Source organism: Runella zeae DSM 19591 (assembly GCF_000423565.1).
In the GTDB taxonomy this organism is placed as follows: domain Bacteria; phylum Bacteroidota; class Bacteroidia; order Cytophagales; family Spirosomataceae; genus Runella; species Runella zeae.
Genome location: NZ_KE384044.1, coordinates 21,524 through 46,161, shown reverse-complemented (window position 1 = coordinate 46,161; position 24,638 = coordinate 21,524). Strand labels below are relative to the sequence as shown.

Below are 24,638 nucleotides of genomic sequence, written 5' to 3'. Positions count from 1 at the left end.
AATTGATTTTAGGTGAAAAAATTGTGAAGCGAATTTTTAAGAAAAACCACTCATATGCAACTAAATGACTGATTTTCTGAGGATACACTTATTTTAAGGTCTTTTTGAGCTTAGAAAAGATATACAACCTAAAGGTTTCTTTCTAAGTTTGTCCCCTCAAAACCACCTTTAATATTGATTATGAAAAATCTGTTTACTTCATTTTTAATGAGTTTGCTACTCAGTGCTTCGAGCCTTTTAAGGGCGCAAACTCCCCAAAAAGTTTCGGTTGGGCGTTTAGAATTGGATACATTATATCTTAAAGAAGTGATTGTCTCGGCTTCGCGTACTGCGGAACCCCTCATGGAAACCCCCATAACAGTGGAGAGAGTGACCAATGCCCAATTACAAAAGCAGCCTTCTTCAGAACTGATTTCTTCTTTAGGACGTCTCAAAGGCATTGATGTGAGTCAGTCGAGCTGGCTGATTACGAGTTTTAGTACGCGCGGCTTCAATAGCTCCAAAGCCGAGAGGGTAGTGCAGTTGGCCGACTATGTGGATGTAACTTCTCCTACTGCCTCGTTGTATTATGGAAATTGGGTCGGAATCGGAGAACTTGATCTAGAAAGCGTGGACATTGTGTTTGGAGCCAACTCTGCCCTCTACGGCTCTAATGCCTTCAATGGCGTACTGCTCATGCATTCCAAAGATCCCTTCAAATACCAAGGCTTATCGGCATCGCTTAGAGGAGGCAATCGAAGTATGATAGATGCCCAAGTTCGCTATGCCAAAGTATTAGGCAGCAAGTGGGCTATTAAATTGAACGCCAACTACTTTGAGGCTGATGAGTTTTTGTCTTCCAACAATGCAGCTATCAAACGAGTGACTTCTGGAGGCTTGGCCGGCTCTGACCCGCTCAACAACGCCACGGGCAATCCGGCGGGTTGGAACGCCATCAACCGCTATGGAGAGATTGGCTCTACGGTATCGACTCCTGCTTTGACCGCTCTCAACAACGGCGCAGCGTATCGAATATATACCCAAGGATATACCGAAGCCGAAATGGCCAACTGGAATGAATCGGCAGAAAATCCTTTTAAACTATTTAATAATGGTAACTATAAAGCAGGGAACTTCCGTATCAATCCGTCGCTACATTGGCAAATCAATAATCGTTTGAAAGCCGTTTATGAATATAAATTGGCTGTGAGTAATGGAATCTTTCAAAGTACAAGCCGCTACGCTCAGCGTGGTATGAAATACGACGTGCATCGTTTCGAGCTAAAAACTGATGAGTGGTTTATAAGGGCTTATACGGTGTTTGATTATGGCGGCAAAGCCTACGATATGAATTCACTGGCAAATGGCTTGATGAATGCTCCCATGGCTCCTGCCACTTCAGGGGTACGTTATCCTACTTTTGCCCAAAACTATTTTGCTTTATGGAATCAAGTATTTGCAGCTGCGCGTGGCAATGGACTAGCGGCGGGAGCGGCTTTGCCCAATGTATATGCGGCTAATCCTACGGGAGGAGTTCCGGCCAATTATACCTTGCCGCAAGCAGTGGCAGGAGGGCAAAGTATCGAAGCAGCGCAAGCATTGGCATCGCAATTGGCGTCAGGAGTGCAATTGCCCGTAGGAAGTCCTTTGTTTAATCAATTGCGCGAACAAATCGTCAGCGGTGTAGGTCTTATTGATATCAATGGCACCAAAACGGTACGTGGTGCTGCTTTTGCTAACACTGCTCGTTTTTGGGATTTTAGCGCGCAAAGAGAATGGAATATCCAAAAACTCAATTTGATTGCAGGAGGTTCGTACCGTACTCATTTTCTGCAATCCGCAGGGACTTTGTTTTCTGACGGCCCCAATTCCCCCATTTCTCCCAATACCAACGACCTCCAAATCCGTGAGCGTATCGTAAATTGGGATGGGGGAGTATATGGACAAGCACGCTATTCGCTTTGGCAAAATCGCCTCAAACTTGCGGCGGCAGGGCGTTATGATAGATTCCGCAATTTTGGCGGACGCTTTTCTCCACGCCTTTCGGCGGTTTTGAGTGTAGGCAGCAACCGTCAGCACAATCTTCGGCTCAATTATGCCCAAGCCTATCGTCAACCTGCGCAGTTAGACCAATTTATCTATCTTGATTTTGGGAGTTTGTTAGTGGCGGGCAATATAGCACAAGGCTATCAAGGACTCAATGCCGTTTCGGCGCTTCCCAATGGTCAAGCAAATCCTGATTTTCTGAAACCTATCACCATCAAAAAAATAGCTCCTGAGCAGGTCAATACGTGGGAGATTGGCTATAAAGGGCAGTTAGCCAGAGGTTTGTACGTAGATTTGAGCTATTATCGTTCTTTGTACAACGATTTCATTGGCACTTTGCGGTTTTATGGACGAGAAGACGGTCTCACCCCTACAGGTGTGCCACTTCCGGCGGCTACGGGTGATTTTGCCAAACCCACCACCGACCGTACCCGTGGGCGTTTGATTCAGACTTGGGCCAACGCCGACCGCCAAGTTCGGACGCAAGGCGTGTTAGCAAGTGTTGAATACTTTTATCATAAAAAGCTCAATTTCAACGCTAATTATACATGGTCAAATATCAACGAAAATGATGTGCCTGGGCTGATTTTGGGCTTCAATACGCCTATTCATAAGTTCAATTTGGGCGTCAATGGAGAGCCTATCAAGCATCTTACTTATGCGTTTAATTATCGTCATAATAGTGGTTATCAGTATTTTATGCCAGTAGATGAAGGATACATTGAAGCTTTCGGGACACTCGACGGCCAAGTCAGCTACCGATTGCCCAAACTAAAGAGTAGTTTACGGCTTGGCGGTACAAATCTCCTCAATGCCAATGCCGTTCAAGTATATGGCGCTGCGTCTATTGGGCGCATTGTATACGTAGGTTGGGTGCTGGAATAAGAAAAATAATTCTAAAAACAAGTTAAGAGGTGACTAGCTAATATAGTCGCCTCTTTTTTTAAATACCTTTGTTGTAGGTTCTATATTTATACACATGATGAAACCTCTATTCTTACTTTTTTGCCTTCTTAGTGTGCTATCAATAAGTTATGCTCAGCCTATACTCAGAAGGTTAATTGTTCCATGGGAGCCAAGTGAGGAATAGCAAATAAATAAAATTGCTCCGTAGGAGCTACATATCGATAGCGAATTGGGGGTAAATGAAATAAATTAAATGCTCCGTAGGAGCTACAAATCGTTAGCCAATAGCGGTGAATGAAATAAATTAAATGCTCCGTAGGAGCTATACATCGTTAGCCAATAGCGGTGAATAAAATAAATAAAATTGCTCCGTAGGAGCTACAAATCGTTAGCCAATAGCGGTAAATGAAATAAATTAAATGCTCCATAGGAGCTGCAAATCGTTAGCCAATAGCGGTGAATGAAATAAATAAACTTGCTCCGTAGGAGCTATACATCGGTAAACATGTTTAAAATCGTTAGTTCGTCGGCTGGGTCGGGCAAGACTTATACCCTTACCAAAGAGTATCTAAAACTCGTTTTACAAAACGAAAACGCTTATTATTTCAAACATATTTTGGCGATTACGTTTACCAAAGCGGCCACGCGTGAGATGAAAGAGCGCATCATGAGCAAGCTGAAGGCCTTTGCGAGTGGGCAAGATGATTCTATGCTTCATGATATTTTGCGTGAATTGTATCCCGAATCGTTAGCTGATAGAGAAGGCGCTTATGTGTTGCGGGAGAGAGATTTGCGCAAACGTGCCGAACGAATTTTTAAACAAATTCTGCACGATTACAGTGATTTTGCGATTCTGACTATTGATAGTTTTGTGCAGCGTGTAGTGAGTGCTTTTACTGACGAACTCGAAATCCCGTTTTCGTTTGAGGTCGAAATGGAAGCAGGCGAACTTCTTTTAATGGCAGTAGAGCGAATGCTCGAAAAAACAGGCGACGATTCTTATGGCGAACTTACGGATATTTTGGAGGCATTTTATTTGGAAGCAAGTCAACAAGGACAAAACTACCACAGCTTACCAGAAGCATTAGCTGCTTTTGCGCATGATTTGCTCAACGAACAGCGCTATGCAGCTATCAAACAAAATACGCACCTTTCGGCCAAAGACTTCAAGAAAATCAGGCGGCAGCTGGTAGGAGCTGTCAAAAAGTGGGAAGGGCAAGTAGGTAAATGGGCCGAACAAGGTTTGCAACTCATTCTAGAAAATGGCCTCGATGAAAAAGACTTCGCCTACGGTACGGTATTTAAGTATTTTAAGAAACGCACCGATGCCATTGAGGCAATGTCTACGCCAGGAAGCCGTGAAAAGGAGGCTTTTGAAAATGATAAAGGATGGCTTACCAAAACCGCACGACCCTTTGTGGTAGAGACCGTACAGAATATCAAAGCTGAATTGGTAGGCTATTATGAACACATAGAAAGGCTGCGTGAGCAAAATGGAGGGCTTTACTATCTCTATCAGCAGCTTACGCCGCACTTGTATCATTTGTCGCTGCTCAACGAAATCAAAGAGGAATTTGACCGACAACTGCGCGAAAACAATCGCGTTCATATTTCGGAGTTTAACCAAAAAATCCTCCAAATCGTAACCGAAGACCCTGTGCCGTTTATTTATGAACGAATGGGGGAAAAGTTTAATCATATCTTGATTGATGAGTTTCAGGATACTTCTAAGTTGCAGTTTGCCAATGTTTTACCTTTGATTGACAATAGCCTCGGTTATGATCATTTCAATTTGGCGGTGGGGGATTCGAAGCAGGCGATTTATCGATTTAGGGGAGGCGACATGGATCAAATCATCGCTTTATATTCCAAAAACTTTGACCGTCTTTATCAATCATTGGGAGATAGCGAGCTTACCATCGAACGGCTCGAAAATATTCGTTGGCATTTAGAAAGCGATGTATTGCGGACCAATCGACGTAGTGCCAAAGAAATTATTGAATTCAACAATGCCTTTTTTCAAACCGTAGAAGAACTTTACCGCGACACTTACCCGCTTTCTAAGGAAGTGTTTGAACAAGTTGCTCAAGAATTACCTCCCCAACCAAAAGCGGGGGGAAGCGTAGAGATTGAGTTTGTTGAGGCAGATACCAATACTACTGACGATGAAAACGATACGCCGGCGATGATTGAGCGGACGTTGGCACTGATTGAACAAAGTACGCAGAGAGACGGATTCAGTGTGGGAGATATTTCGGTACTTTGTCGCTATAAGAGAGACGCTAAAAAAATCGCTAATTATCTAAAAGAAAATGGATACAATATCATCTCCGACGATTCGCTTTCGTTGCGTTTTTCGGGAGCAGTCAATCTCGTCACGGCTTTTATGCGCGTATTGGTGAAGCCCGATAGCCGCCTCGATAAGTACGAAGCACTGTATCTTTTTTTTAGGATAATTTTGAAACGGATTCCTGATAACACCGACAACAAACAACTCAAAACGGTGGTAGATTCGGTAGAAATGAAGGATTTCTACGGTTATGTTGAAAACCTATTGCCCCACACTGTTCCAAATCATTCGGAGGGGATGTCTTTGTTGGATCCTTATAAGCTACTGCAAATCAGTGTGTATGAGTTGGTAGAAAAATTAGTGCAAATCTTCCGACTCTTTGAGATGGTAGAGGAACGAGATTATCTGTTTAGGTTTTTGGATGTAGTACTCGAATACAATACCAAAAGAGGAAGTCATTTGGCCGATTTTTTGGATTATTGGGAAACCCAACAAGATAAAGTTTCGATTTCGGCACCTTCTGACCCCAATGCCATTACGGTTCAGACGATTCACCGGTCTAAGGGACTTGAATATCCCGTCGTGATTATTCCTTATGCCGACTGGAAATTTGTGCCCGATGCCAAGCGAGATACGATGTGGGTACAGCTTGAGCCCACCGACGAACTTTCGCTGACCGATTATACACTTGAAGAGGTAGAAAAGGGCAGTAGCATAGAACACGCCGAACGAAAATGGATGAAGACAGGGTCGGTTCAGGTAAAAGCTGATTTAGAACTTACCACTACCCATATAGCTACTCAATACTACGACGAATGCCAAAGGGTATTTGTCGAAAACCTCAATTTGCTTTATGTAGCTTTTACGAGACCTACCAAAAAGCTGTATGTATTGGCCAAAGAAGAAAATTTTGCCAAAATCAAAACACCCCGAAAAGTAAGCTATTGGCTGTATCAATATTTGGAAAAAATGGGGAAAACAACTCAAGAGCTTCAAACGGTAGCTTCTTCCACAACACCTTCTAAATCAGATAATAATCATGAGAAAAGTTCATTTTTTTATGTGCCTCAAGTGATCTCTACTGACCGAAGCCGTGAGTTGCGTTTGCGAAGGTTGGCCAATCGTATTTTTGACGTAGAAACTTTTGAACACAAAAAAGACCACGGCAATAAAGTACACCATGCACTCTCGATGGTACGTACGCCCGAAGATGTGCCAACGGCGCTTTTACGGATGCAAACAGAAGGAATTATTGAACAAGCAGAGGCAAAAGACATTCAAAAAAGCTTGGATAAAATCCTTCAGCATCCAGATTTAGCAGGGCTATTTGACGAAGAAACAAAAGTCCTCAATGAACGTGAGATACTCACTCCCGATGGCAATTTGCACCGCCCCGACCGCATCGTTTACTTAGCAGATCGTGTAGTAGTATTAGACTACAAAACAGGCGTACCTCTCGAAAATCACATTCGTCAGATCAAAAGGTATGCCAACCTTTACAAAGAGATGGGCTATGAGCGAGTAGAGGCTCTTTTGGTATATATTGAGCGGAATGAAGTATTAAAAGTATAAGCCTTTGATTATAAGCTAAAAAGGGCATATAAAAATAGTTTGTTGTTACTATTTTTATATGCCCTTTCGTTCTTTCTATATATCCTAAAAAAAAGTTATGATAATTAGGGAATTTTAGTGACCTCAGGGGGTGTTTTGCGTATATATAGTTAAACGACTATAAGCAAACCCCTTTTTATATGGACCCATTTTTTTACTTCGACGAAGATGAAACCGAGCCTTCAGATGAGGCTGAGCCTGCCATAGAATCTACTATGGTAAACGATACACTGGATAACGCAAATAAGAGCGTTCAGAATACGGAGAGTTACGATAAATAAATTCTAATTGGGCCGCGCCACTTTTGGCAAAAGCTTCGTCTTTTTTCTTACGTTCCTCTAATTTTTCTTTCAAAACTGCATCTTTACGGAGCAAGTCTGCCGCTACATCCTCAAATACGTAGGCGGAGAAGTGTTCTTTTTGCCCTAATACACTATCAAAAAAGTTCCAAGCAAAGAAAGAATCTGGCCCTTGGGGTTCTAAGGTCTCAATGATATATCTGTTTGAGGGTTGGTTAGTATATATTATGTAGTCACCTTTATAGAAAGGCAGAGTTTGTTTTTCTTTTCTCAAAACTACCCCTGTATGAATATAATGCCCTTCATAAGGCTTGGCGGGGCTTTTGTAATCTTCGATATAATAGGCCTCTACCTCCATTGATATATCTTTGGCTAGCGGCTCTAGCTTCACCCCGTTTATTTTAAGAAGTTCTATCACCCTCGCCCAACTTTGCGGAATGATATAAGCCTTTGGTTTTTCGATAGTGATGTCAGGTACGTAGTGGTCAAAAAAAGGAATACGTTTGGTAAACACTTCGTTGCGATCATAATATAAACGATTGAGACCACTTACTTCACTTGGCTTGTATTTGGCGCCAAATCCTTTGAAAGTAATCGAATCGGCTACGGTTCGGTCTAGTTTCCAGCTTAAAGGAAATGTAATTTGAGAAGCTAACGCTTCGTCAGCTTTTTGCTTATTTTTAATCAAAGTCCCTGCGTGTTTGATACTAAGTTGAAGCGTTGCTTCTAAGAAAGCATAAGTACCTTTGACGCGGGTAGGGTAATCCTTGAGCATGTGCAATTCTACCACAAAAGTCTCACAATTAAACAAAGACGAATAGCCTGAGCTATAGCGTGGTGTATCATTGAAGCCATTATAACCTGATTCGGGGGTAGCCCCAAAAGCATTGACATAAGGTACAGGGTCAAAACCCGCTTTGGTAAGAAGCCCGTCTAGTTGGGGCTTGAATTGCTTGGTGAAAAATTCAGAAACCAGTGGGTGGAACTTGTCTTTTTGGGTTGGAAAATAAGTGACAGCGTGTTGATAATCAGCGCCGTTGGACGTGTGTGTATCCACTATGAGGTGAGGCCTCCATGTTTGAAACATCTTCTGCCATGATTCCGAATTTTTAGAGTCGGTTTTGATAAAATCGCGGTTAAGGTCATAATTGCGCGAGTTGGCCCGAAACCCATAGCTGTTGGGGCCGTTTTGGTTGATGCGTGATACCCCACGATTGAGCATCCCATCCACATTATATACTGGTACTACACACAATACAACATTGGGAGGCAATGTTTTTTTTGCCAACAATTCTCGTACCCACATCATGCTCGCATCAATTCCTTCAGGCTCACCTGGATGAATCCCGTTGTTGACAAGGATAGTGACTTTATCAGCTTGTGGTTTGAAGATTTTGTTGGCCGACATTACAAACAAATGTAGGGGCTTGCCGATGTCGGTAGTCCCTACTTGTACCAATGTGGCTTGGTCGTATTTTTTATCTAAATCTTGATAAAACCGAATGACTTCGTCGTAAGTGGCAGTTTCTCTACCTTGGGAGGTTTCGTAGGAGATGGTTTGGGCAAAAAGAGTATGACTCATTAAGACCAAAAGCCAGAGTTTGTTCATAAGATGAAGTGTATAAAAAGCTGAAAAGGTGGATTCAGCCGCAAGGTTTAGTTGCTTCGCTCAGGCGTTGCCTTTTTGTTGAGGCGGTGTAAGAGCATCTGAGTAAACATTTGCTCGGCTTTATAAAGCTCAGCCAACTGTCTCACGTTGATAACCTTCAAAAATTTGTTCATGTATTCGCGTTCCAAATCTACTTCTTTTTGTTGAAGATTAAGGGTCTCGCGAATATTAGACAAGATTTTTTCGTCGGGAGTGGTGAGAGTATTCGTTTCGGCAATGAGTTTTCGCATTTGTTTACGAATTTCCTTTTTCTTGCCGTCAAACTCATTGTACACTGGCCAAAACTCTTGCGACTGCTCGACGGTCAGATTGAGGCGATTGGTAATGAGACCAATTTTAGCGTTTTCGAGTTTTTGTTTACCACCTTCTTGGGCGGATACCGTTCCGACCACAATAGTGAAAAGCAATGCAATAAGAACCTTTTTCATGATTAAAATTTTTGATAACATAATAGACGATTGCGCTTAAATCATTTCCTCAATATTTTCATCTTGAAGCGCTTTCTTGAGGTCTTCGTCGTTGACGTTGAGTTGCTGAAACAACACATCTTCTTCGCTTTCAATCGGAGCTTGGGTTTGTTCAATCACCTCTTGCTGAGAAATGTTGTTGTCTTTTAGGTAAGTCAAAATTTCGTCGTTGGTGACTTGACTTAGTGTTTCTTCACTCAAAGAAAGCTGCTTTTGGGGATAAGTCACCCACAACAAAACACCCACAATACTAGCGGCGGCACCTGCAAGGGCAGTACGCTTCCACGACCAGCTCACGCTAAAAGGATTTTCTTTCTGAACAGTTTGCTCATAGATACGAGACTGAACAGTGGTCGGTAGTTGTTCGAAATATCCTGCGGGTTCACGATAAGGAAGCTTACGGTCGAGGTCTTCTAACTTTATCCTTTTCATTTTTCTCTAGGTTCAGCTATTGTTGTGGATGAAGAATTTAAGCATACAAACTTTTGACAATGCTTTAGTAATAAAGTTTAATCGCTATCGTTCAAAAACTTCTCAATTTTTGTGACAGCATGGTGATAACTTGCTTTTAATGCTCCCACCGAGGTGCCGGTGATTTCGGCAATGTCTTCGTATTTGAGGTCATCAAAATACTTCATATTAAACACCAAACGCTGTTTTTCGGGTAACGTCAACAAAGCCTTTTGAAGTTTCAATTGTACTTCATCGCCGCTCATAGGATTTTCGGATTGACTTGAAACACTTTCAAGTTTTTCGAGCAATTCCCCTTCTACATCATGAATGGGCATAAAAAAACGACGTCTTTTTTTGTTCAAAAAATTGAGACATTCGTTGGTAGCAATGCGATAAATCCACGTAAAAAGCTGAGAATCTCCTCGGAAGGTTTCGAGCGATTGCCAAGCTTTGATGAAGGTTTCTTGGGTGAGGTCGTCGGCGTCGTCGTGGTCAATGACCATCTTTCGAATATGCCAATATATTTTTTGTTGGTATTTACGTACCAATTGGTTGAAAGCAAAATTGCGGCTTTCAGGGTTGGCAAACTTCTCAAGGATGGATTGGTCGGTCATGCAAAATAAGAAGGTTATCCGTCAATGTAGGTAATATTTTTTTTTCAATCAACGGATAACCTATCATCATTAACTTTTTCTTGAAATGGCTTTTTTGGCGGCTGCCACAATGTCTTTGGCGGTGAGACCGTATTTTTCCATAAGCTGCGCGGGAGTGCCACTTTCGCCGAAGCTGTCTTTTACCGCAATAAACTCTTGTGGATAAGGCGTGCCTTGCACCAATAGTTCTGCAATGGCACTACCCAAACCGCCGGCTACTTGGTGCTCTTCGGCCGAAACCAAACAACCCGTTTTTTTCACCGACTTTAAGATAGCTTTTTCATCCAAAGGTTTAATGGTATGAATGTTGATAATTTCGGCGTTGATACCTTCTGCTTCGAGGATTTCACCGGCCTGAATCGCTTCCCATACCAAATGGCCTGTGGCAAAGATACTTACGTCGGTGCCTTCGTTGACCATCCAAGCTTTTCCAATTTCAAATTTTTGGTCAGCATCCGTAAATACTGGCACTACTGGACGACCAAAACGAAGGTAAACTGGCCCCTCGTACTCAGCAGCTGCGATAGTAGCCGCTTTGGTTTGGTTGAAGTCGCATGGATTGATGACGGTCATGCCGGGCAGTGCGCGCATCATAGCGAGGTCTTCGAGGATTTGGTGAGTGGCGCCGTCTTCGCCCAATGTCAAACCGGCGTGTGATACAGCGATTTTGACATTTTTGTTTGAATAAGCTACACTTTGGCGGACTTGGTCATAGACCCGTCCCGAACCAAAATTGGCAAATGTGGTAGCAAACGGAATCTTACCGCCGATGGTGAGGCCGGCAGCCATACCAATCATGTTGGCTTCCGAAATACCACATTGGATAAAACGCTCTGGATTTTCTTTGATAAAAGCATCAAGCTTGAGGGAGCCTACCAAGTCGGCACAAAGCGCTACGACTTCAGGATTGGTTTGGCCTAGTACCTGCATACCCACGCCAAAGCCGCTACGGGTATCTTTTTTTTCGGTGAATGTGTATTTTTTCATATAAAAAAATGTGAGCGGCAATCCGCTTTCAAGTTGCAATTTAGTGACTGATTGACTTTAATTTATCTAAAAAATATCGAGCACTTGGACAGTTTTCTGCCGAATGCTCAATCGTAAAACCATTTCTGAGTAGACTTTTTGCAAAAAGCAATTTGTCGCCAATACCCTTGCCATTTCTGGTAGCTATTGAAATTTCCTTCAGTTTTTCGCTAGGCTTTATGATTGTCTCTGGATTTGCTACTTCTGGAAATAATTCAAGAAAATTACTGCCAAAATAGGTTTTTAATAATGCTACATCTCCTAAAAACCAAGTTTCAATCTGTTTGACAACGATGATTTTTATGACGGTTTCATCAGTGTTTTGGATTTCTGTTTTAGCTGAACTAATGCAGGGTAAATCTTCTAAATCCCTCATACAAAATATATACTCTGCACCCATGTCGTGGAGCAGCTGAGTGAAGGAGTGCAATTTTTCTGCATTTTTGAAAACATCTTTTCCTCGTTCTCTTTTGTTGGTAGGAAAAATACCATTGATTACTTCTATACCTGCCTTACGGCACAGAGCTTTGAATAAGTCAGACGATACAATCTGCTTTTCGGTATCTCCTTCCACAATAAAACCTACTTTTACCATGGAGTACCTCCTCCTAATGCTCCCGAAAGCCAAGCTTCCGCCATATCTAGACCGTGGAGATTCAAGCCTTTCAATTGTTTGATTTGGGTTTGTCCTCCTACTTTATCTACCAGAATCACTTCTTCAGGCGTAAGGCAATCAACCAAAGTACCTGAATGCGTATTGAGCCAAATATAGTGCCCCTTTTCTTCACAAGCATCGCGAAAAAAATCTACTAGCTTTCTGATTACGTAGGGATTAAGGCCATTTTCAGGTTCTTCGATGCACAAAAACTGCGGTTGGTCGGATTGGTAAACGGCGGTCAATAGCGCTAGAATATTGTAAGTGCCATCCGAAAGTAGGTCTTTGGTAAAAGGCTTTTGGACTCCTTTTTCGTAGATGACGAGTGTATCGGTACTACTCAATTCGCTTGAGACAATTTCAACTCTTTCAAACCCAGGAATAAACAAATCTAACCATTCTCTGATTTCTTGCTTTTTTTCGTCATCTTGGAGAATGCGTTTGAGTACTTTTTCGAGATTATCGGTTGAGAGGTTTAGCCTAGTATTATCGGAGTAATTAATTTTTTGGAGTTCTTTATTTTTAACAAAAATTCTAGAAAAACTACTAAATAATTTATCAAGAGCTGTTTCTCTATCTGGAATTCTTTCTGTATACAATCCATGAAAAAAGCTGCCACTTGTATTATTTTTTGAATCCCCTAAGATTATTCTTGCTTTTGACTCAGCGTACCTTTCTATAGAAGTTTCAAATTCGCACTCATTGACTTCTTTTGTTCTGTTTATAATGTATTCGGCTCCCCCAAAGAGGGAAGAAAAATCCCAAGTATTTACTTTTGTAAAATAACTCCAAAACTCCAACGCCTCAAAAATATTCGATTTACCCGACCCGTTGGGGCCTACAAAGACCGTAAACGGGTTGGGTTCGATGATTTCCAAATCCACAATTGACTTGAAATTTTTGATATGAATGCGCTGAATTTTCATTCTTAATCTTTAAAAACTTCCCTCAAATCAACTTTAAGTTCGGGAAAAATGAAGGAGTGCATGATTTCGTCTTCGATAAAAGGCCGATGTCCAATAAAAATGCCTTGCTCGTTGAGGGTATAAACGAGTACGTTGTTATCGGTCGATTGAACAATCCAATATTCCCGTACTCCTGCCTCTTCGTACACCTCAAATTTATCTTTCATTTCCTTTTTGCTATTGCCTGGCGAAAGGATCTCAATGATTAAATCTGGAGCACCTACACATCCTCTTTTGTCCAATTTCGTCTTATCACAGATGACACACAAATCGGGTTGTACAACAGTATAGATTTGTTGCCCAGATTGAGTATTTTGGCGAGGTAGCCTCACATCAAAAGGGGCATGATACATTTGGCATTCATGCTCTTTAAAATGACTATACATCATACTGATGAGCTGCATCGAGATAGCCTGATGCTTTCGCGCCGGTGCGGGCGACATTTTGAAAATCCGCCCTCTGATAAGCTCTACCCTTTCCTGAAACCGCCATTTGAGGTAGTCTGCATAGGTGTATTGCTTTGACAAGTCGAGTTGGTCGAGGCTCGTAATCATGGTATTGAGGGATTAATAATCACCCAAAGTCTCTGGCAACTGTGCCAAGGCTTTGGCGAGTTGTTCGTCATTGGGAGCTACGCCGTGCCATTTGTGGCTGTGCATCATAAAATCTACCCCTTGACCCATTTCGGTTTTCATCATTACGGCGATAGGCTGTCCTTTGCCCACCAAGCGTTTGATTTTGCGAAGCAAGGTCACAAGTTCGTCCATGTTGTTGCCATCTACACTCAGTACGCGCCATCCAAAAGCCTTGTATTTAGCGCCGAGGTCGCGGTTGTTGTTGACTTTGTCGGTAGACCCGTCGATTTGTTGGCCGTTTACATCTACAAAAGCCACTAGATTGTCCACGTTGTTGTTGGGTGCAAATTGTACCGCTTCCCACACTTGGCCTTCTTGCTGCTCACCGTCTCCCATGAGGCAATAAACGAGATTTTTTTCTCCGTTGAGTTTTTTGGCCAAAGCCGCTCCAATCGCCACCGATAGACCTTGTCCGAGCGAACCCGACGCAATACGTACACCTGGCAGGTGCTCATGCGTAGTGGGGTGGCCTTGCAAGCGGCTGTTGATTTTGCGGAAAGTGGCTAATTCTTTGACATCAAAATACCCACGACGAGCCAATACACTATAGAATACAGGTGAAATATGGCCATTTGACAAGAAAAACAAATCCTCACCTTTGCCGTCGAGGTTGAAAGATAAGTAGCCTCCTTTGCCTTTACGGTTGTTGATTTTCATTTGTTGGAAATAAAGTGCCACAAACAAATCGGCACAGCCCAACGACCCTCCTGGGTGACCAGATTGGCAACCGTGTACCATCCGTAAAATATCGCGTCTTACTTGCGAAGCAATGCTTTGAAGTTCAGTCATTTGAATTATTGAAATATTGGTAGTTTGGAAATTGATACAAATATAAATGTCATATTGACACTTTTAAGACAAAATTTGAAAAAAAACTTAGTTGAGTACCTGCTCGGCGTGGTTTTTGGTATTTACTTTCGTAATTACATCCTCTATCATACCCTCTTCATTGATAATAAAAGTGGTACGTATGGTACCCATGTATTTTTTGCCATAAAGCATTTTTTCACCCCAAACGCCAAAAGCCTCGACGAGCGAGTGGTCGGGGTCGGCTAGGATTGGAAAAGGAAGGTTGTATTTAGTGGCAAATTTGAGGTGCGATTTTTGGTCGTCGATACTTACCCCTAGTACCACGTATCCTTTGGCAAGAAGAGCTTCATAATTGTCACGCAGGCTGCATGCTTGGGCGGTACAGGCAGGGGTATTGTCTTTGGGATAAAAATAGAGAACTACTTTTTTACCTTCAAAATCACTGAGTTTAACGACGTTTCCGTTTTGATCCTTTGCTTCGAACAGGGGCGCTTTTTCTCCTACTTGCAGTGCCATGCTTTTTTCGAGTAGTGGGTTTTATGACAGGTTCTTTGATTTCGGCCTGCAAGATAGCGATATTTCCGGCGCGGTCAGTCACTTCTAGTCTTAATTCCCCTTCAAAATCAAGGCTATCAACTAGCTTAGACGACCAAATATAATTTCGTTTGTATTCATAATTCATCAACACCCACTCTCCATTTACGTACGCATTGAAGGACGCAATACCCGACATACCATCTGAAATACGAGCCGAAATGCTTTTTTTGTTGGATTGAATCAATTGGATAGAAGGAGGCGTTTCGTCGGTGGCAAGAGAAAAATTCCCCAATTCACGCGTTGTAAAATCTAGTACATCGCCGCGCCATTTACCACCCATAAAACGCACCCGATTGCCATCCATGCGGTAGGCGTGGGTTTTGTCGGGGTTGGAAGGCATAATATCGGGGCGGAAATTAATCCCTAGTGCATCACGCAGTGGAATGATTTCATCGTTGATAACGAGGCCATTGGGGCGCGACTGAACTGCTAAATAAAGCGTATCAAAAATAGTTTGATTCCCAAATCGCAAGGTATAGCGGTCGCCTTCGTAAGTGGCAAGGGCATTGGGCCGGATGCGTTGTTTGAAATCAGTTCGGAGAAGTTTGTTGCCAATCTGAATCGAATCAGGAAGGTGTTCTCTCAAATCCAGCAAGTATACGGTTTCGCCACTGCTCTGATAAGCAGGGGCTAACTGAACGCTTTTGCTTTTTACAAATACCTCCGCATAACTGAGCTGAGACAATCCCAAAGCACTGATTTTAAGTATATTTTCTTCCATGTCGGTTTTGATATACGACAGCGAAGGCGCACTTTCGGTAAGAGGAGGAAGTAATTCCTGAGGAGGTTCCCCTTTGATTTTTAAAGTTAGTATTGCCGAATTTTCGTAAGAGTCAAACAAAGTGACCTGTACCTCATGCGTGAGGGTATCGCGGATTTGGAGTTTTCCACGGTAGCCGTCAGTACGGTGTATGTTGTAATTGTTGCCGTCAGGGTTATAGCATTTCAAATAGCGAGAGCCCGTTTTCTGTTCGGTTTTATAATCTATCAGGTTGTTGTAATCACGTGTTGACCAGCTAGGAAAAGACGTCATATTGTAAGCAAAAACTTCTTCGCCGTCGAGTTTGATTTCTACGCAATTGACGCCATTTCGGAAGTTAACGCCATTCATCGCATCAAAAGCGATGAGTTCTAGGCCGATTTCGCCCCAGGCCTTAATGGTTTGCGCAAAGCTATACACTCCAGATTTTTGGCGAACGGGGCGAAAGCTGATTCTTTCAAACTCGCCATTGACACGACTTTCTAGACCTATCGGACGAATCGCCACGGAATTGAAATAAGGTGGGATTTCGTCTTCGATTTCGTCAAAATCAAAAAAAAGAGGATTAAGATAATTGTCTTTCGAATCACGAATTTCAAAATGCAAGTGTGGCCCTGCCGACCCTCCTGTATTACCAGAAAGCGCAATCAATTGTCCTTTTTTTACGGGAAATTGTTCAGGAGAGGGATTCAATTCTATTTCAAAAGATTTCCTTTCGTATTGTTTTTCAAGTAAATAACTTCCAATAGGCTCCTCAAACGACAACAAGTGACCATAGACGGTAGTCATGCCATTGGGGTGCTTGATAAAAATCACGTTGCCATAGCCCGTAGTTTGCACTTTGATGCGTGATACATAGCCATCAGCCGCAGCCACTACAGGCAACCCCTCACGCTGCTGCGTCCGAATGTCAATTCCGGCATGAAAATGATTGGTGCGGAGGTCGCCTAGCACCCCCGCTAAGGTGTTTTTTTGCCCAGGATAGATAGGAAATAGAAAATATCCTTTAGGAAAAGATTCTTTTTGGGCAAAAACTGCGGAGAAACTTGAAAGCAAAAAGCTAAAAACCAGTAAAAAACGTTTGAATAAGAACATGCGAGAACCTCTTTTGTGACGAAATACTTGAGCTATTTTACTTCAAATTCAAGCATCTTTTTACCTTCAATGTAAGCCGTAAGCGTATCGCCGACCTTCACAGGGCTTACGCCTTTGGGGGTTCCTGTAAAGAGCAAATCGCCCGTTTTGAGGGTAAAAAAGCGCGAAACAAACGAAATAATATAGTCAATTTTGAATAGCATCAGTGAGGTATTGCCTTGTTGGCGGGTTTGGCCGTTGACATCCAAATGGAAATTCAAATTTTGCAAATCCGCAAATTCAGTTTTGGGAATAAACTCCGAAATAGGAGCAGAGCCGTCAAATGCTTTGGCCAATTCCCAAGGTAAACCTTTAGACTTGAGTTTAGACTGTAAGTCACGCGCGGTAAAATCAATTCCGATACCGATTTCATTGTAGTACTTATGAGCAAACTTCTCATCAATGTTTTTGCCCATTTTATTGATTTTAACCACAATCTCTACTTCATGATGAAGGTCTTGGGTAAAATCGGGATAGTAAAAAGGGGCATTGTCTTTTAGCAAAGCCGTATCAGGCTTTTGAAAAATAACGGGGTCTTCGGGAATAGCGTTTTGTAGTTCGTGAATATGATCTACGTAATTGCGACCAATGCAGATGATTTTCATAGATTCGGTTTTTTATCGTCCGCAAAGGTACGCATTTTCTCAAAACCCTAACCTTGATTACGTCCCTGTCATGGTAGGATATAGTTTGATTTCTTCGGCGCGGAGGCGGTTGTTGATGCTTTGAATCACTTTTTCGTAAATGACACCACTTTGGGCAGAAGGAGTTTGGTAAGAAACCGTGATTTCGATGCGGTCGCCGTTCCAATCCGTCACTTTTACGTCAGGGGCGAGGGTCAGGGTCTCATCGTTGAGCGTGGTCATCTGGTCAATGATGATTGCTTTCAAATGTTCCGTATCTACATCAGAAGTCGTAAAAATCTTAAGGACGCGCTTTTCATAGCCAGCCCTTGTGTGATTGATGATTGTATTGTTGAGGAGGGGGCCGTTGGGAATCATCACGCGGCGACCGTCTCCTGTGTCCAACACCGTGTTAAACATCAGAATATCACGTACTTCACCCGTATAACCCTGAGCGGTGATTTTCTCGCCTACTTTAAATTGTTTCATCAATAAGATAATAAAACCTCCCGCAAAATTGGAAAGACTACCTTGCAGCGCAAAACCAATGGCAAGCGTAGCGGCACTAAACAACGCTACGATACCCGTGACACGAATGCCCAAAAAACCACCTGCGAGCATGATAAGGCTGATGCGTAAACTGATAAACAACAAGCTTTTCAAAAAACTCTTGACGGAAGGGTCAATCTTGAGGCGTTTATCAATGAAAGATTTGATGGGGTTATTAAGAAAATTGATAAACCAAAAACCAAACGTAAGGATCAACGAAGCAATCCCCAATTTGATACCCCACTCGATAGTGGCTTCGCCGTATTCAAAAAAATCGGCTTTCATACGAGCAAAATATGACTTGGCCGCCGAGGGACAAACGGGGGTATTTTCATAAAAACGCAGCTTTTCGACAATGACTCTTTCGGCGCGACCCTCCGCCAAATATCCCTCAATTTCGACGTACATTCTATTTTCGCCTGCTTTTCGCACTTCCTCATAAGCGGTCATGAGGTCTTTGTAGGCTTTTTGGGGAAGGATATGCACAATTTTCCCCGTTTTGCAATCGCTAACCGTAGCGGTATTGTTGAGTTGAGAAAACATCCCCCGTATGGAAGTTCGCTTAACAGTATCTTGGGTAAGGGAAGGGAGCTTGAAACCTTGAAGTGATTGAGAATGAGCAAAAAAGGAGGTAAATGTCAACGAAATGAATAATACAAAGGAGGGGAATTTAGAACGTAAAAACAGCATAGGCGCGATGGATTGAATGAAAAACTATCAATCAAAGTTAAAAAAATATGCCAGTAAATGGGTGTTTTATGGTTAAAATGGAGGTCATTTGCCTTTCATCAAGCTTCTGAAACTCGAAAGTAAGGCATCCCTCTATAAAGAAATAAACAAACTTTGGGGATTCTAGGAAACGATTGAAATACTATATATTTTGAAATTAATTGCTCAGGGATTAGTAGAATACTTTAAATTAAAAATTTCCACACTTGATATTCTTTCGATTCTAAAATACCGTTCAGCATTTCTAAGAAGGCAATGAGCCACTAAATAGACACTGTCTATGGGAGAAGGTTCACTTACAACATGAGTTCTATGGGGTTTTACCGTTCTTGTTGTTACGTTGCCAGCTCGGTCTCTATATTTTATTCTGATATAGTTTTTTTGCTCAATTGCCTTCTTGATACCCGTTTCGATTTGAGTTTCAGGGTGCTTTTCAAGGTTAAAGCAGGGAAAGCGTTCTTGAATTAATTTGTACTCTTCTAAAGGATTATCTAAGTTTAATATCTCAACATTAATAGTTCGATTTTGTAAGTGGTCATAACCAACAACTGAATAGAACCCATGGGTATATTTGATTTTTTGAGGTGTGAAAATAGTTTCTTCATCCCCTATTTTTAATTTAATTGAGGTTGGTGATTTGATAAGTTTTTCAATTTTGCTAAAAAGCTCTTCATTAATAGGGGGTATAGAAATTAATGCTTCGATAGGTAGGAGTTTCTCAGACATTTTATCTGATGAACTATTAAACCATTTGCACTTTACCAACAATTCAGATACACTTCGTGCCTTTCCTGTTTTACTATCAAATTTTGGTTCTTTTGAATCGCTTTTGCTGGTTCCAATAACCTGCATTACAGGGCTGAGAAAAGAAAGGACGGGATTGATAGTTGATTTCTCTCGATTACTTTCTATTGAAAATGAACTTTTCTGCTTTGCAATTTCCAAAGAAGTTGTTTTCAAAGTTACGAGAGAGCCATAACCTATTGATTTATCAATAAATTGTTGTTTATCAATAGTATGGTTCAAATTCTTGGAAGTTATTTTTTTTAAAGCTTTAGATGAAAGCCATGATTCTTCAAATTGATGTGATTTTGTAGAGTACCAGATACACTTGCACTGACAACTTTCACCTTTTTCTTGTATTTGCATCCCAACATTTTCATCGAATGAATTTTGGGTATCGCCCACGGTTTCTACTACAATCATCAAAGGTGATATTAATTGAGGATCACCTCCAATCAATATATTAGTTTGATCAGAGTAGTAAGGGTGAGAATTTAGGGCTACAATGTCCCCGATAGAAGGTGTATTACTTATCATGAATGAAATAACTTTTTAACAAATCTACAAAAATTTCGTATCTTTGTTACACCTTGTTAGGGGATGTAAGATGACAGACATCTGGAATGGACTATAAAGTTTTAAAAAACTCACTGTATATGTAGATTATACAGGTCAAAGATTGTCATGAATAAAGCAAGCACTTTCTTGGATTAATTTCTTCAAGGAAGTTACTATGCTATTCACAGAATCGACTGTGCAGATAAATCTAAAAGTAAGTTCCATCATAAGGACAATAATTTGGGTTAAAGGTACAGAATTGCAAATAACAAGTGTGACTCAAGAATTTGGGTACTGGTCTTGCTCTTATTGAGCGTATGTCTGAATTAAAATCTGTTACACCGCCCCCTTTCAAGGTTTTTATGAATCAACATCTACCGCATTCTTGGCTAAAAAATAGAGGTTATCTTCACATTACCCCTCAAATTGATGTTTATGCAAGTCGCAAAGAAATCTTGTCCAAAATCAAGAATAAAAACTACGTAGCTAAGTATGCTTTTTTCCCTTTGATTCATGCAAGTATTGATGAGAGAAGGTATAAAGCTCATCCTGAAAAAGGAGAAAGATGTCACTCTTACCAAGATATAAATGGCAAATTTAAGAGACATATCAAAAGTCGGCCTTTGCACTATGCTACTCACATGGATGCGCTTATTTTGGGGTATTATGCCGAAATATTACAGGATAAATATAAAACTCTCTTAGACAAAAACCCTTCATTATCAGAGTGCATCATTGCCTATCGAAAAATATGGGACGAAGAGAGTCAAAAGAAAAAAAATACAATTCATTTTGCTCATGAAGTATTTGAGGAAATCAAAAATAGAGGAAATGAAGGCGGTTGCATGGTCTTAACCTTTGATATTAAAAGCTTCTTTTCAAGCCTTAATCATCAACTTCTCAAAAAAGTTTGGACTAATCTGATCAATGAAGATAAACTACCTGATGACCATTTTAATGTTTTCAAAGCAGTAACTCGTTTCTCCTATATACTTTTAGATGATCTTCGTATCTCTGACAGAAAAACGGGACGAAAAGCGGGTTTTGATGAAAAAAAATTGGCTAAAATCAGAAACAAATACGGAATACATGCCTTTTTTGAGTCAGCAGAAGAGTTTCGGAACAAGATTAAAAATCGAGAATTAAGAATCCATCGTTTTCCGTTTCGTGATAAAGAAAAACGGCCAATGGGTATTCCGCAAGGCTTGCCTATTAGTGCTGTATTAGCGAATCTTTATCTTTTAGATTTTGATAATGAGATGTTTAATCAAGTCGTGAAAGGACTAAATGGATTTTACAGACGTTATTCTGATGATATGGTTATTGTCTGTAATCCTGAATTTGCGGAGCAAATAGAGTTGATTGTAAAGCAAGAGATTCAAAAGTGTTTAATAAAAATTAGTGAAGATAAGACTGAAAAATTCTGGTTTACAAAAAGACGTTTCGGTAATCAACCTCCAAGACTGACTTCTATTAAATTGACTAATACAGTTTGTAAAATTGAAGCTCCTTTTACTTATTTAGGATTTGAATTTTATGGGAATAAAACCCTTATAAAGTCAGCAAACCTAGCGAAGTTTTATCGTAGAATGATTAGCACGGTAAAACGCAAATCAAAACAGGCTATAAAAATAGCAGAGAAGCAAGGAAGCAAAACTCCTGTTATTTTTAAACGCCGCTTGTTTAAACTTTACAGATTAGCCAACTTAAATAAAACTAAGATATTTACACGACGTAAAAGCTTTAAGATTAATCATGTTGGAGATTTTCGACTTCAAAGTGAAGAGAAACCAAAAAACTTACGCAGTAATTACTTTTCTTATGTAAAGCGAGCAAGTAAAATTATGAAGGAGGATGCAATTAAAGCTCAGTTAAGGAATCACAGAAAATTATTTAATCAAGCTTTACAGAGACATTGTAACAATAAAAAATAGCTATTTTATAAGAAGCATCTCCCATATATATTTGATAGTCTTTCAAGGGTATTCTACTCAATTAAACAATCTCAATTTTTCACTTTCGTAAAACGTTATAGAAGAGAGCTGTTTTTTGAGTATCATTCTTCATCTTTCTTTAGGTCAAATTTCAAAATAAGTCTTTGAAACCCAATCATCAAAAAAGTGCTCATATTTTTGTAACTAGTTGATAGTCAATTGGAAATAGTGCTTTAATAGCAAATTGTTAGACTTTAAATCTCAAATATCGCATCAAGCAGCAAACTGTTTGTAAATTTGTGCTCAAATGGATAATTTCTACAAGATACTGTTTCAGCACGAAACCCTCTATCGGGTGCAGGAAGATCAAAAAGTGGCACAAGCCCCTATTGCTGAGGCACCTGTGCTGGTAAGTGAGCCGGTAGCGGAGCCGATTGTGCCAAAACCTCCTGCACCTGTTCCTGCCGCTGTGGTACCGACTTGGGCTCCTCCTCCGCAGCTCAACCACAAAACCCTTATCTTGATAGACGAATCTCCCGCTTTATCGCCTAGCAATACTATTTTTTTGGAGAAAGTACTCAAAGCGGTCAATCTCAACCTCGATGGCGTAGATATTCTCAATATCGCAGGTTCAAAACAGATGGATTTTAGAGCGGTGCTACAGCACAAGCAAGTGCATCATTTTATTTCGTTTGGGGTACCTTTCATCCAAATCAACCTCGAAATCATGATGAACCGCTACGACCCTAAGCGCATTGCAGGTGTCAATTTCTTGTTGGCTGAGTCGCTTGATATTGTACAAGCCGACGACAAAAACAAACGCGCTTTGTGGGGATGTCTCAAAAAAATATTCTTGGGGTAACACTTATTCTTCATGACTCTTGCTTTTTGAGAATTAGGCTTTAATTTTGCTTTCAACAGTATGCAAGCAGAGTACTTATGCAATATTATCGGGTATCGGTAAATCTTGACCCGTCAATGTAATAGATAATGAGAATGTTATCAGGGCTAAAACCAAAAAATATCGTCTCTTTATTTTTCCCCAGCCTAAGGGCGTGGGATTAGGAGAGGTTCTTGTTACTTTATTAATAATGTGTAATGTAACTCACTGATTTTCAGTTTTTATTTTTCAATTAGGTCATCGTAGCGATTTGCACATTTACTTATTATTTTTCAAACTCCCCTATTTCTCATGAACGAAGCTTATGTGTATGATGCCGTGCGAACCCCGCGCGGACGCGGAAAATCTGACGGGTCGCTGCATGAGGTGCAGCCTATTCAGCTCCTAACGTCGGTATTGAAATCTATTCAAACCCGTAACCAATTGGATACCAGTCATGTAGATGATGTCATTGTGGGCTGTGTTACGCCTATCGGTGAGCAGGGAGCCGATATTGCCCGTACGGCTGTGCTAGAAGCAGGCTACGCCGAGAGCGTGGCAGGAGTGCAACTCAATCGGTTTTGTTCATCGGGTTTAGAAGCTATCAATCAGGCCGCCGCCTATGTGATGTCGGGGCAAGTAGATTTGATAGTGGCGGGCGGCGTGGAGTCCATGAGTCGGGTGGCAATGGGCACCGACGGCGGGGCGTTGTTCATGAATCCTCAAATTGTGGCGCGTCATCGCATCGTGCCTCAGGGGATTTCGGCAGATTTGATTGCCACCAAATACGGCTACTCCCGTACTGACGTAGATTCTTTTGCAGTAGAGTCGTACCGTAGGGCAGAAAAAGCGCAACAAGAAAACCGCTTTGCGAAATCGCTCGTGCCTTATCAAGATGAGTTAGGAATCACCCTCCTCGACCGCGACGAAGGCGTGCGCGCTGGTACTACCGTAGAGTCGTTGGGTAAGCTAAAACCCGCTTTTGAGATGATGGGTACGATGGGGCTGGATGCTTTGGCATTGATGAAATACGCCGATTTTGACCATATCAATCACGTTCATCATGCCGGAAACTCGTCGCAGATTGTGGATGGTGCCGCTGGGCTTTTGATTGGCTCGAAGGCCATCGGACAGCAACTTGGACTACAGCCTCGCGCCCGTATTAGGGCGTTTGCGGTGGTGGGTTCTGAACCTACAATCATGCTCACGGGCCCTGTACCGGCTACCCAAAAAGTCCTGAAAAAAGCGGGGATGACGATAGGCGACATTGATTTGTTTGAGGTCAACGAAGCCTTTGCGGCGGTGCCTTTGTATTTTATGGAGCAGTTGGGGGTTGACCATGCCAAAGTAAACGTAAACGGCGGCGCTATTGCGCTTGGACACCCGTTGGGAGCTACGGGGGCGATTATTTCGGCGACCCTTATCGATGAATTAGAACGTTCGGGAAAACAAATCGGCCTTTCTACTTTGTGTATCGGCGGAGGCATGGGAATCGCTACTATTTTTGAAAGGATTTGAGCGTCGGAGACGCAGTACCGTTTTTGCCCCAAATGATAGTTTGGGGCAAGCTATGTATAAAGTCTCCGACTTTATAAGGATTTAGGTGTTTGAACAAAATAATATGCTC

The 24,638-nt window shown here is 41.5% G+C and carries 19 protein-coding genes; 5 read left to right on the top strand and 14 right to left on the bottom strand.

The window, feature by feature from the left end:
- The first annotated feature begins 180 nt into the window (after positions 1-180).
- Positions 181-2,910, top strand: a complete 2,730-nt coding sequence (locus tag G563_RS0130010) for a TonB-dependent receptor (RefSeq protein WP_037328581.1) — start codon at positions 181-183, stop codon at positions 2,908-2,910.
- 526 nt (positions 2,911-3,436) lie between these two features.
- A complete protein-coding gene (locus G563_RS0130005) occupies positions 3,437-6,793 on the top strand; it encodes a UvrD-helicase domain-containing protein (protein ID WP_028668589.1) in 3,357 nt (1,118 codons plus the stop codon).
- A gap of 252 nt (positions 6,794-7,045) precedes the next feature.
- Here the strand turns inward: G563_RS0130005 and G563_RS0130000 are convergent, their stop codons facing one another.
- The 14 genes from G563_RS0130000 to G563_RS0129935 all read right to left on the bottom strand — a co-directional run bounded on the left by G563_RS0130000 (position 7,046) and on the right by G563_RS0129935 (position 20,176).
- Positions 7,046-8,740, bottom strand: coding sequence for a M14 family zinc carboxypeptidase (locus G563_RS0130000; RefSeq protein ID WP_028668588.1), 1,695 nt, complete (start codon positions 8,738-8,740; stop codon positions 7,046-7,048).
- 47 nt (positions 8,741-8,787) lie between these two features.
- Complete coding sequence (locus G563_RS0129995; RefSeq protein WP_028668587.1) at positions 8,788-9,228, bottom strand: Spy/CpxP family protein refolding chaperone; 441 nt, start codon at positions 9,226-9,228, stop codon at positions 8,788-8,790.
- Between the two features lie 36 nt (positions 9,229-9,264).
- Positions 9,265-9,699: a hypothetical protein gene (locus tag G563_RS0129990; protein ID WP_028668586.1), complete on the bottom strand. Its 435-nt coding sequence runs from the start codon at positions 9,697-9,699 to the stop codon at positions 9,265-9,267.
- 77 nt (positions 9,700-9,776) lie between these two features.
- The gene (locus G563_RS0129985) at positions 9,777-10,334 is read right to left on the bottom strand and encodes an RNA polymerase sigma factor (protein WP_028668585.1); all 558 of its coding nucleotides are present in this window, start codon (positions 10,332-10,334) and stop codon (positions 9,777-9,779) included.
- Positions 10,335-10,403: 69 nt separating this feature from the next.
- On the bottom strand, positions 10,404-11,360 hold the full coding sequence (locus G563_RS0129980; protein WP_028668584.1) for a transketolase family protein: 957 nt from the start codon (positions 11,358-11,360) through the stop codon (positions 10,404-10,406).
- A 40-nt stretch (positions 11,361-11,400) separates the two neighbouring features.
- Positions 11,401-11,973, bottom strand: a complete 573-nt coding sequence (locus G563_RS0129975; protein ID WP_169579824.1) for a DUF4276 family protein — start codon at positions 11,971-11,973, stop codon at positions 11,401-11,403.
- Positions 11,974-11,987: 14 nt separating this feature from the next.
- Positions 11,988-12,980 (bottom strand): AAA family ATPase, encoded by a 993-nt coding sequence (locus tag G563_RS0129970; RefSeq protein WP_028668582.1) that lies wholly within the window; start codon positions 12,978-12,980, stop codon positions 11,988-11,990.
- A 2-nt stretch (positions 12,981-12,982) separates the two neighbouring features.
- Positions 12,983-13,573: a Uma2 family endonuclease gene (locus G563_RS0129965; RefSeq protein ID WP_028668581.1), complete on the bottom strand. Its 591-nt coding sequence runs from the start codon at positions 13,571-13,573 to the stop codon at positions 12,983-12,985.
- A gap of 12 nt (positions 13,574-13,585) precedes the next feature.
- Complete coding sequence (locus G563_RS0129960; protein ID WP_063828454.1) at positions 13,586-14,443, bottom strand: transketolase; 858 nt, start codon at positions 14,441-14,443, stop codon at positions 13,586-13,588.
- Positions 14,444-14,530: 87 nt separating this feature from the next.
- Positions 14,531-14,980, bottom strand: coding sequence for a thioredoxin-dependent thiol peroxidase (bcp, locus tag G563_RS0129955; protein ID WP_028668579.1), 450 nt, complete (start codon positions 14,978-14,980; stop codon positions 14,531-14,533).
- The gene (locus tag G563_RS36255) at positions 14,913-16,916 is read right to left on the bottom strand and encodes a M23 family metallopeptidase (protein WP_037328579.1); all 2,004 of its coding nucleotides are present in this window, start codon (positions 16,914-16,916) and stop codon (positions 14,913-14,915) included. Before G563_RS36255 ends, bcp begins: the two co-directional genes overlap by 68 nt.
- Before the next feature lie 32 nt (positions 16,917-16,948).
- Positions 16,949-17,560, bottom strand: coding sequence for a fumarylacetoacetate hydrolase family protein (locus G563_RS0129945; protein WP_028668578.1), 612 nt, complete (start codon positions 17,558-17,560; stop codon positions 16,949-16,951).
- A gap of 57 nt (positions 17,561-17,617) precedes the next feature.
- A complete protein-coding gene (locus G563_RS37375; RefSeq protein ID WP_051211291.1) occupies positions 17,618-18,817 on the bottom strand; it encodes a mechanosensitive ion channel domain-containing protein in 1,200 nt (399 codons plus the stop codon).
- A gap of 204 nt (positions 18,818-19,021) precedes the next feature.
- Positions 19,022-20,176: a WYL domain-containing protein gene (locus G563_RS0129935; protein ID WP_028668577.1), complete on the bottom strand. Its 1,155-nt coding sequence runs from the start codon at positions 20,174-20,176 to the stop codon at positions 19,022-19,024.
- Positions 20,177-20,484: 308 nt separating this feature from the next.
- Here G563_RS0129935 and G563_RS0129930 point away from each other — a divergent pair, with 308 nt between their 5' ends.
- The 3 genes from G563_RS0129930 (at position 20,485) to G563_RS0129920 (ending at position 24,529) form a co-directional block, all read left to right on the top strand.
- Positions 20,485-22,131, top strand: coding sequence for a reverse transcriptase/maturase family protein (locus G563_RS0129930; RefSeq protein WP_157585727.1), 1,647 nt, complete (start codon positions 20,485-20,487; stop codon positions 22,129-22,131).
- Between the two features lie 307 nt (positions 22,132-22,438).
- Positions 22,439-22,993: a hypothetical protein gene (locus tag G563_RS36245; RefSeq protein WP_037328577.1), complete on the top strand. Its 555-nt coding sequence runs from the start codon at positions 22,439-22,441 to the stop codon at positions 22,991-22,993.
- A 330-nt stretch (positions 22,994-23,323) separates the two neighbouring features.
- On the top strand, positions 23,324-24,529 hold the full coding sequence (locus G563_RS0129920) for an acetyl-CoA C-acetyltransferase (RefSeq protein ID WP_028668575.1): 1,206 nt from the start codon (positions 23,324-23,326) through the stop codon (positions 24,527-24,529).
- Positions 24,530-24,638: the final 109 nt, after the last annotated feature.

Excerpts from the sequence above, each read along its gene's own strand:
- G563_RS0129960 (WP_063828454.1), bottom strand. The coding sequence starts at position 14,443 with ATGACTGAACTTCAAAGCATTGCTTCGCAAGTAAGACGCGATATTTTA.
- G563_RS0129990 (WP_028668586.1), bottom strand. The coding sequence starts at position 9,699 with ATGAAAAGGATAAAGTTAGAAGACCTCGACCGTAAGCTTCCTTATCGT.
- G563_RS0129995 (WP_028668587.1), bottom strand. The coding sequence starts at position 9,228 with ATGAAAAAGGTTCTTATTGCATTGCTTTTCACTATTGTGGTCGGAACG.
- G563_RS0129945 (WP_028668578.1), bottom strand. The coding sequence starts at position 17,560 with ATGAAAATCATCTGCATTGGTCGCAATTACGTAGATCATATTCACGAA.
- G563_RS36255 (WP_037328579.1), bottom strand. The coding sequence starts at position 16,916 with ATGTTCTTATTCAAACGTTTTTTACTGGTTTTTAGCTTTTTGCTTTCA.
- G563_RS0129985 (WP_028668585.1), bottom strand. The coding sequence starts at position 10,334 with ATGACCGACCAATCCATCCTTGAGAAGTTTGCCAACCCTGAAAGCCGC.
- G563_RS0129965 (WP_028668581.1), bottom strand. The coding sequence starts at position 13,573 with ATGATTACGAGCCTCGACCAACTCGACTTGTCAAAGCAATACACCTAT.
- G563_RS0130005 (WP_028668589.1), top strand. The coding sequence starts at position 3,437 with ATGTTTAAAATCGTTAGTTCGTCGGCTGGGTCGGGCAAGACTTATACC.
- G563_RS37375 (WP_051211291.1), bottom strand. The coding sequence starts at position 18,817 with ATGCTGTTTTTACGTTCTAAATTCCCCTCCTTTGTATTATTCATTTCG.
- G563_RS0129920 (WP_028668575.1), top strand. The coding sequence starts at position 23,324 with ATGAACGAAGCTTATGTGTATGATGCCGTGCGAACCCCGCGCGGACGC.
- G563_RS0130000 (WP_028668588.1), bottom strand. The coding sequence starts at position 8,740 with ATGAACAAACTCTGGCTTTTGGTCTTAATGAGTCATACTCTTTTTGCC.
- bcp (WP_028668579.1), bottom strand. The coding sequence starts at position 14,980 with ATGGCACTGCAAGTAGGAGAAAAAGCGCCCCTGTTCGAAGCAAAGGAT.
- G563_RS0129980 (WP_028668584.1), bottom strand. The coding sequence starts at position 11,360 with ATGAAAAAATACACATTCACCGAAAAAAAAGATACCCGTAGCGGCTTT.
- G563_RS0129970 (WP_028668582.1), bottom strand. The coding sequence starts at position 12,980 with ATGAAAATTCAGCGCATTCATATCAAAAATTTCAAGTCAATTGTGGAT.
- G563_RS36245 (WP_037328577.1), top strand. The coding sequence starts at position 22,439 with ATGGATAATTTCTACAAGATACTGTTTCAGCACGAAACCCTCTATCGG.
- G563_RS0129935 (WP_028668577.1), bottom strand. The coding sequence starts at position 20,176 with ATGATAAGTAATACACCTTCTATCGGGGACATTGTAGCCCTAAATTCT.
- G563_RS0130010 (WP_037328581.1), top strand. The coding sequence starts at position 181 with ATGAAAAATCTGTTTACTTCATTTTTAATGAGTTTGCTACTCAGTGCT.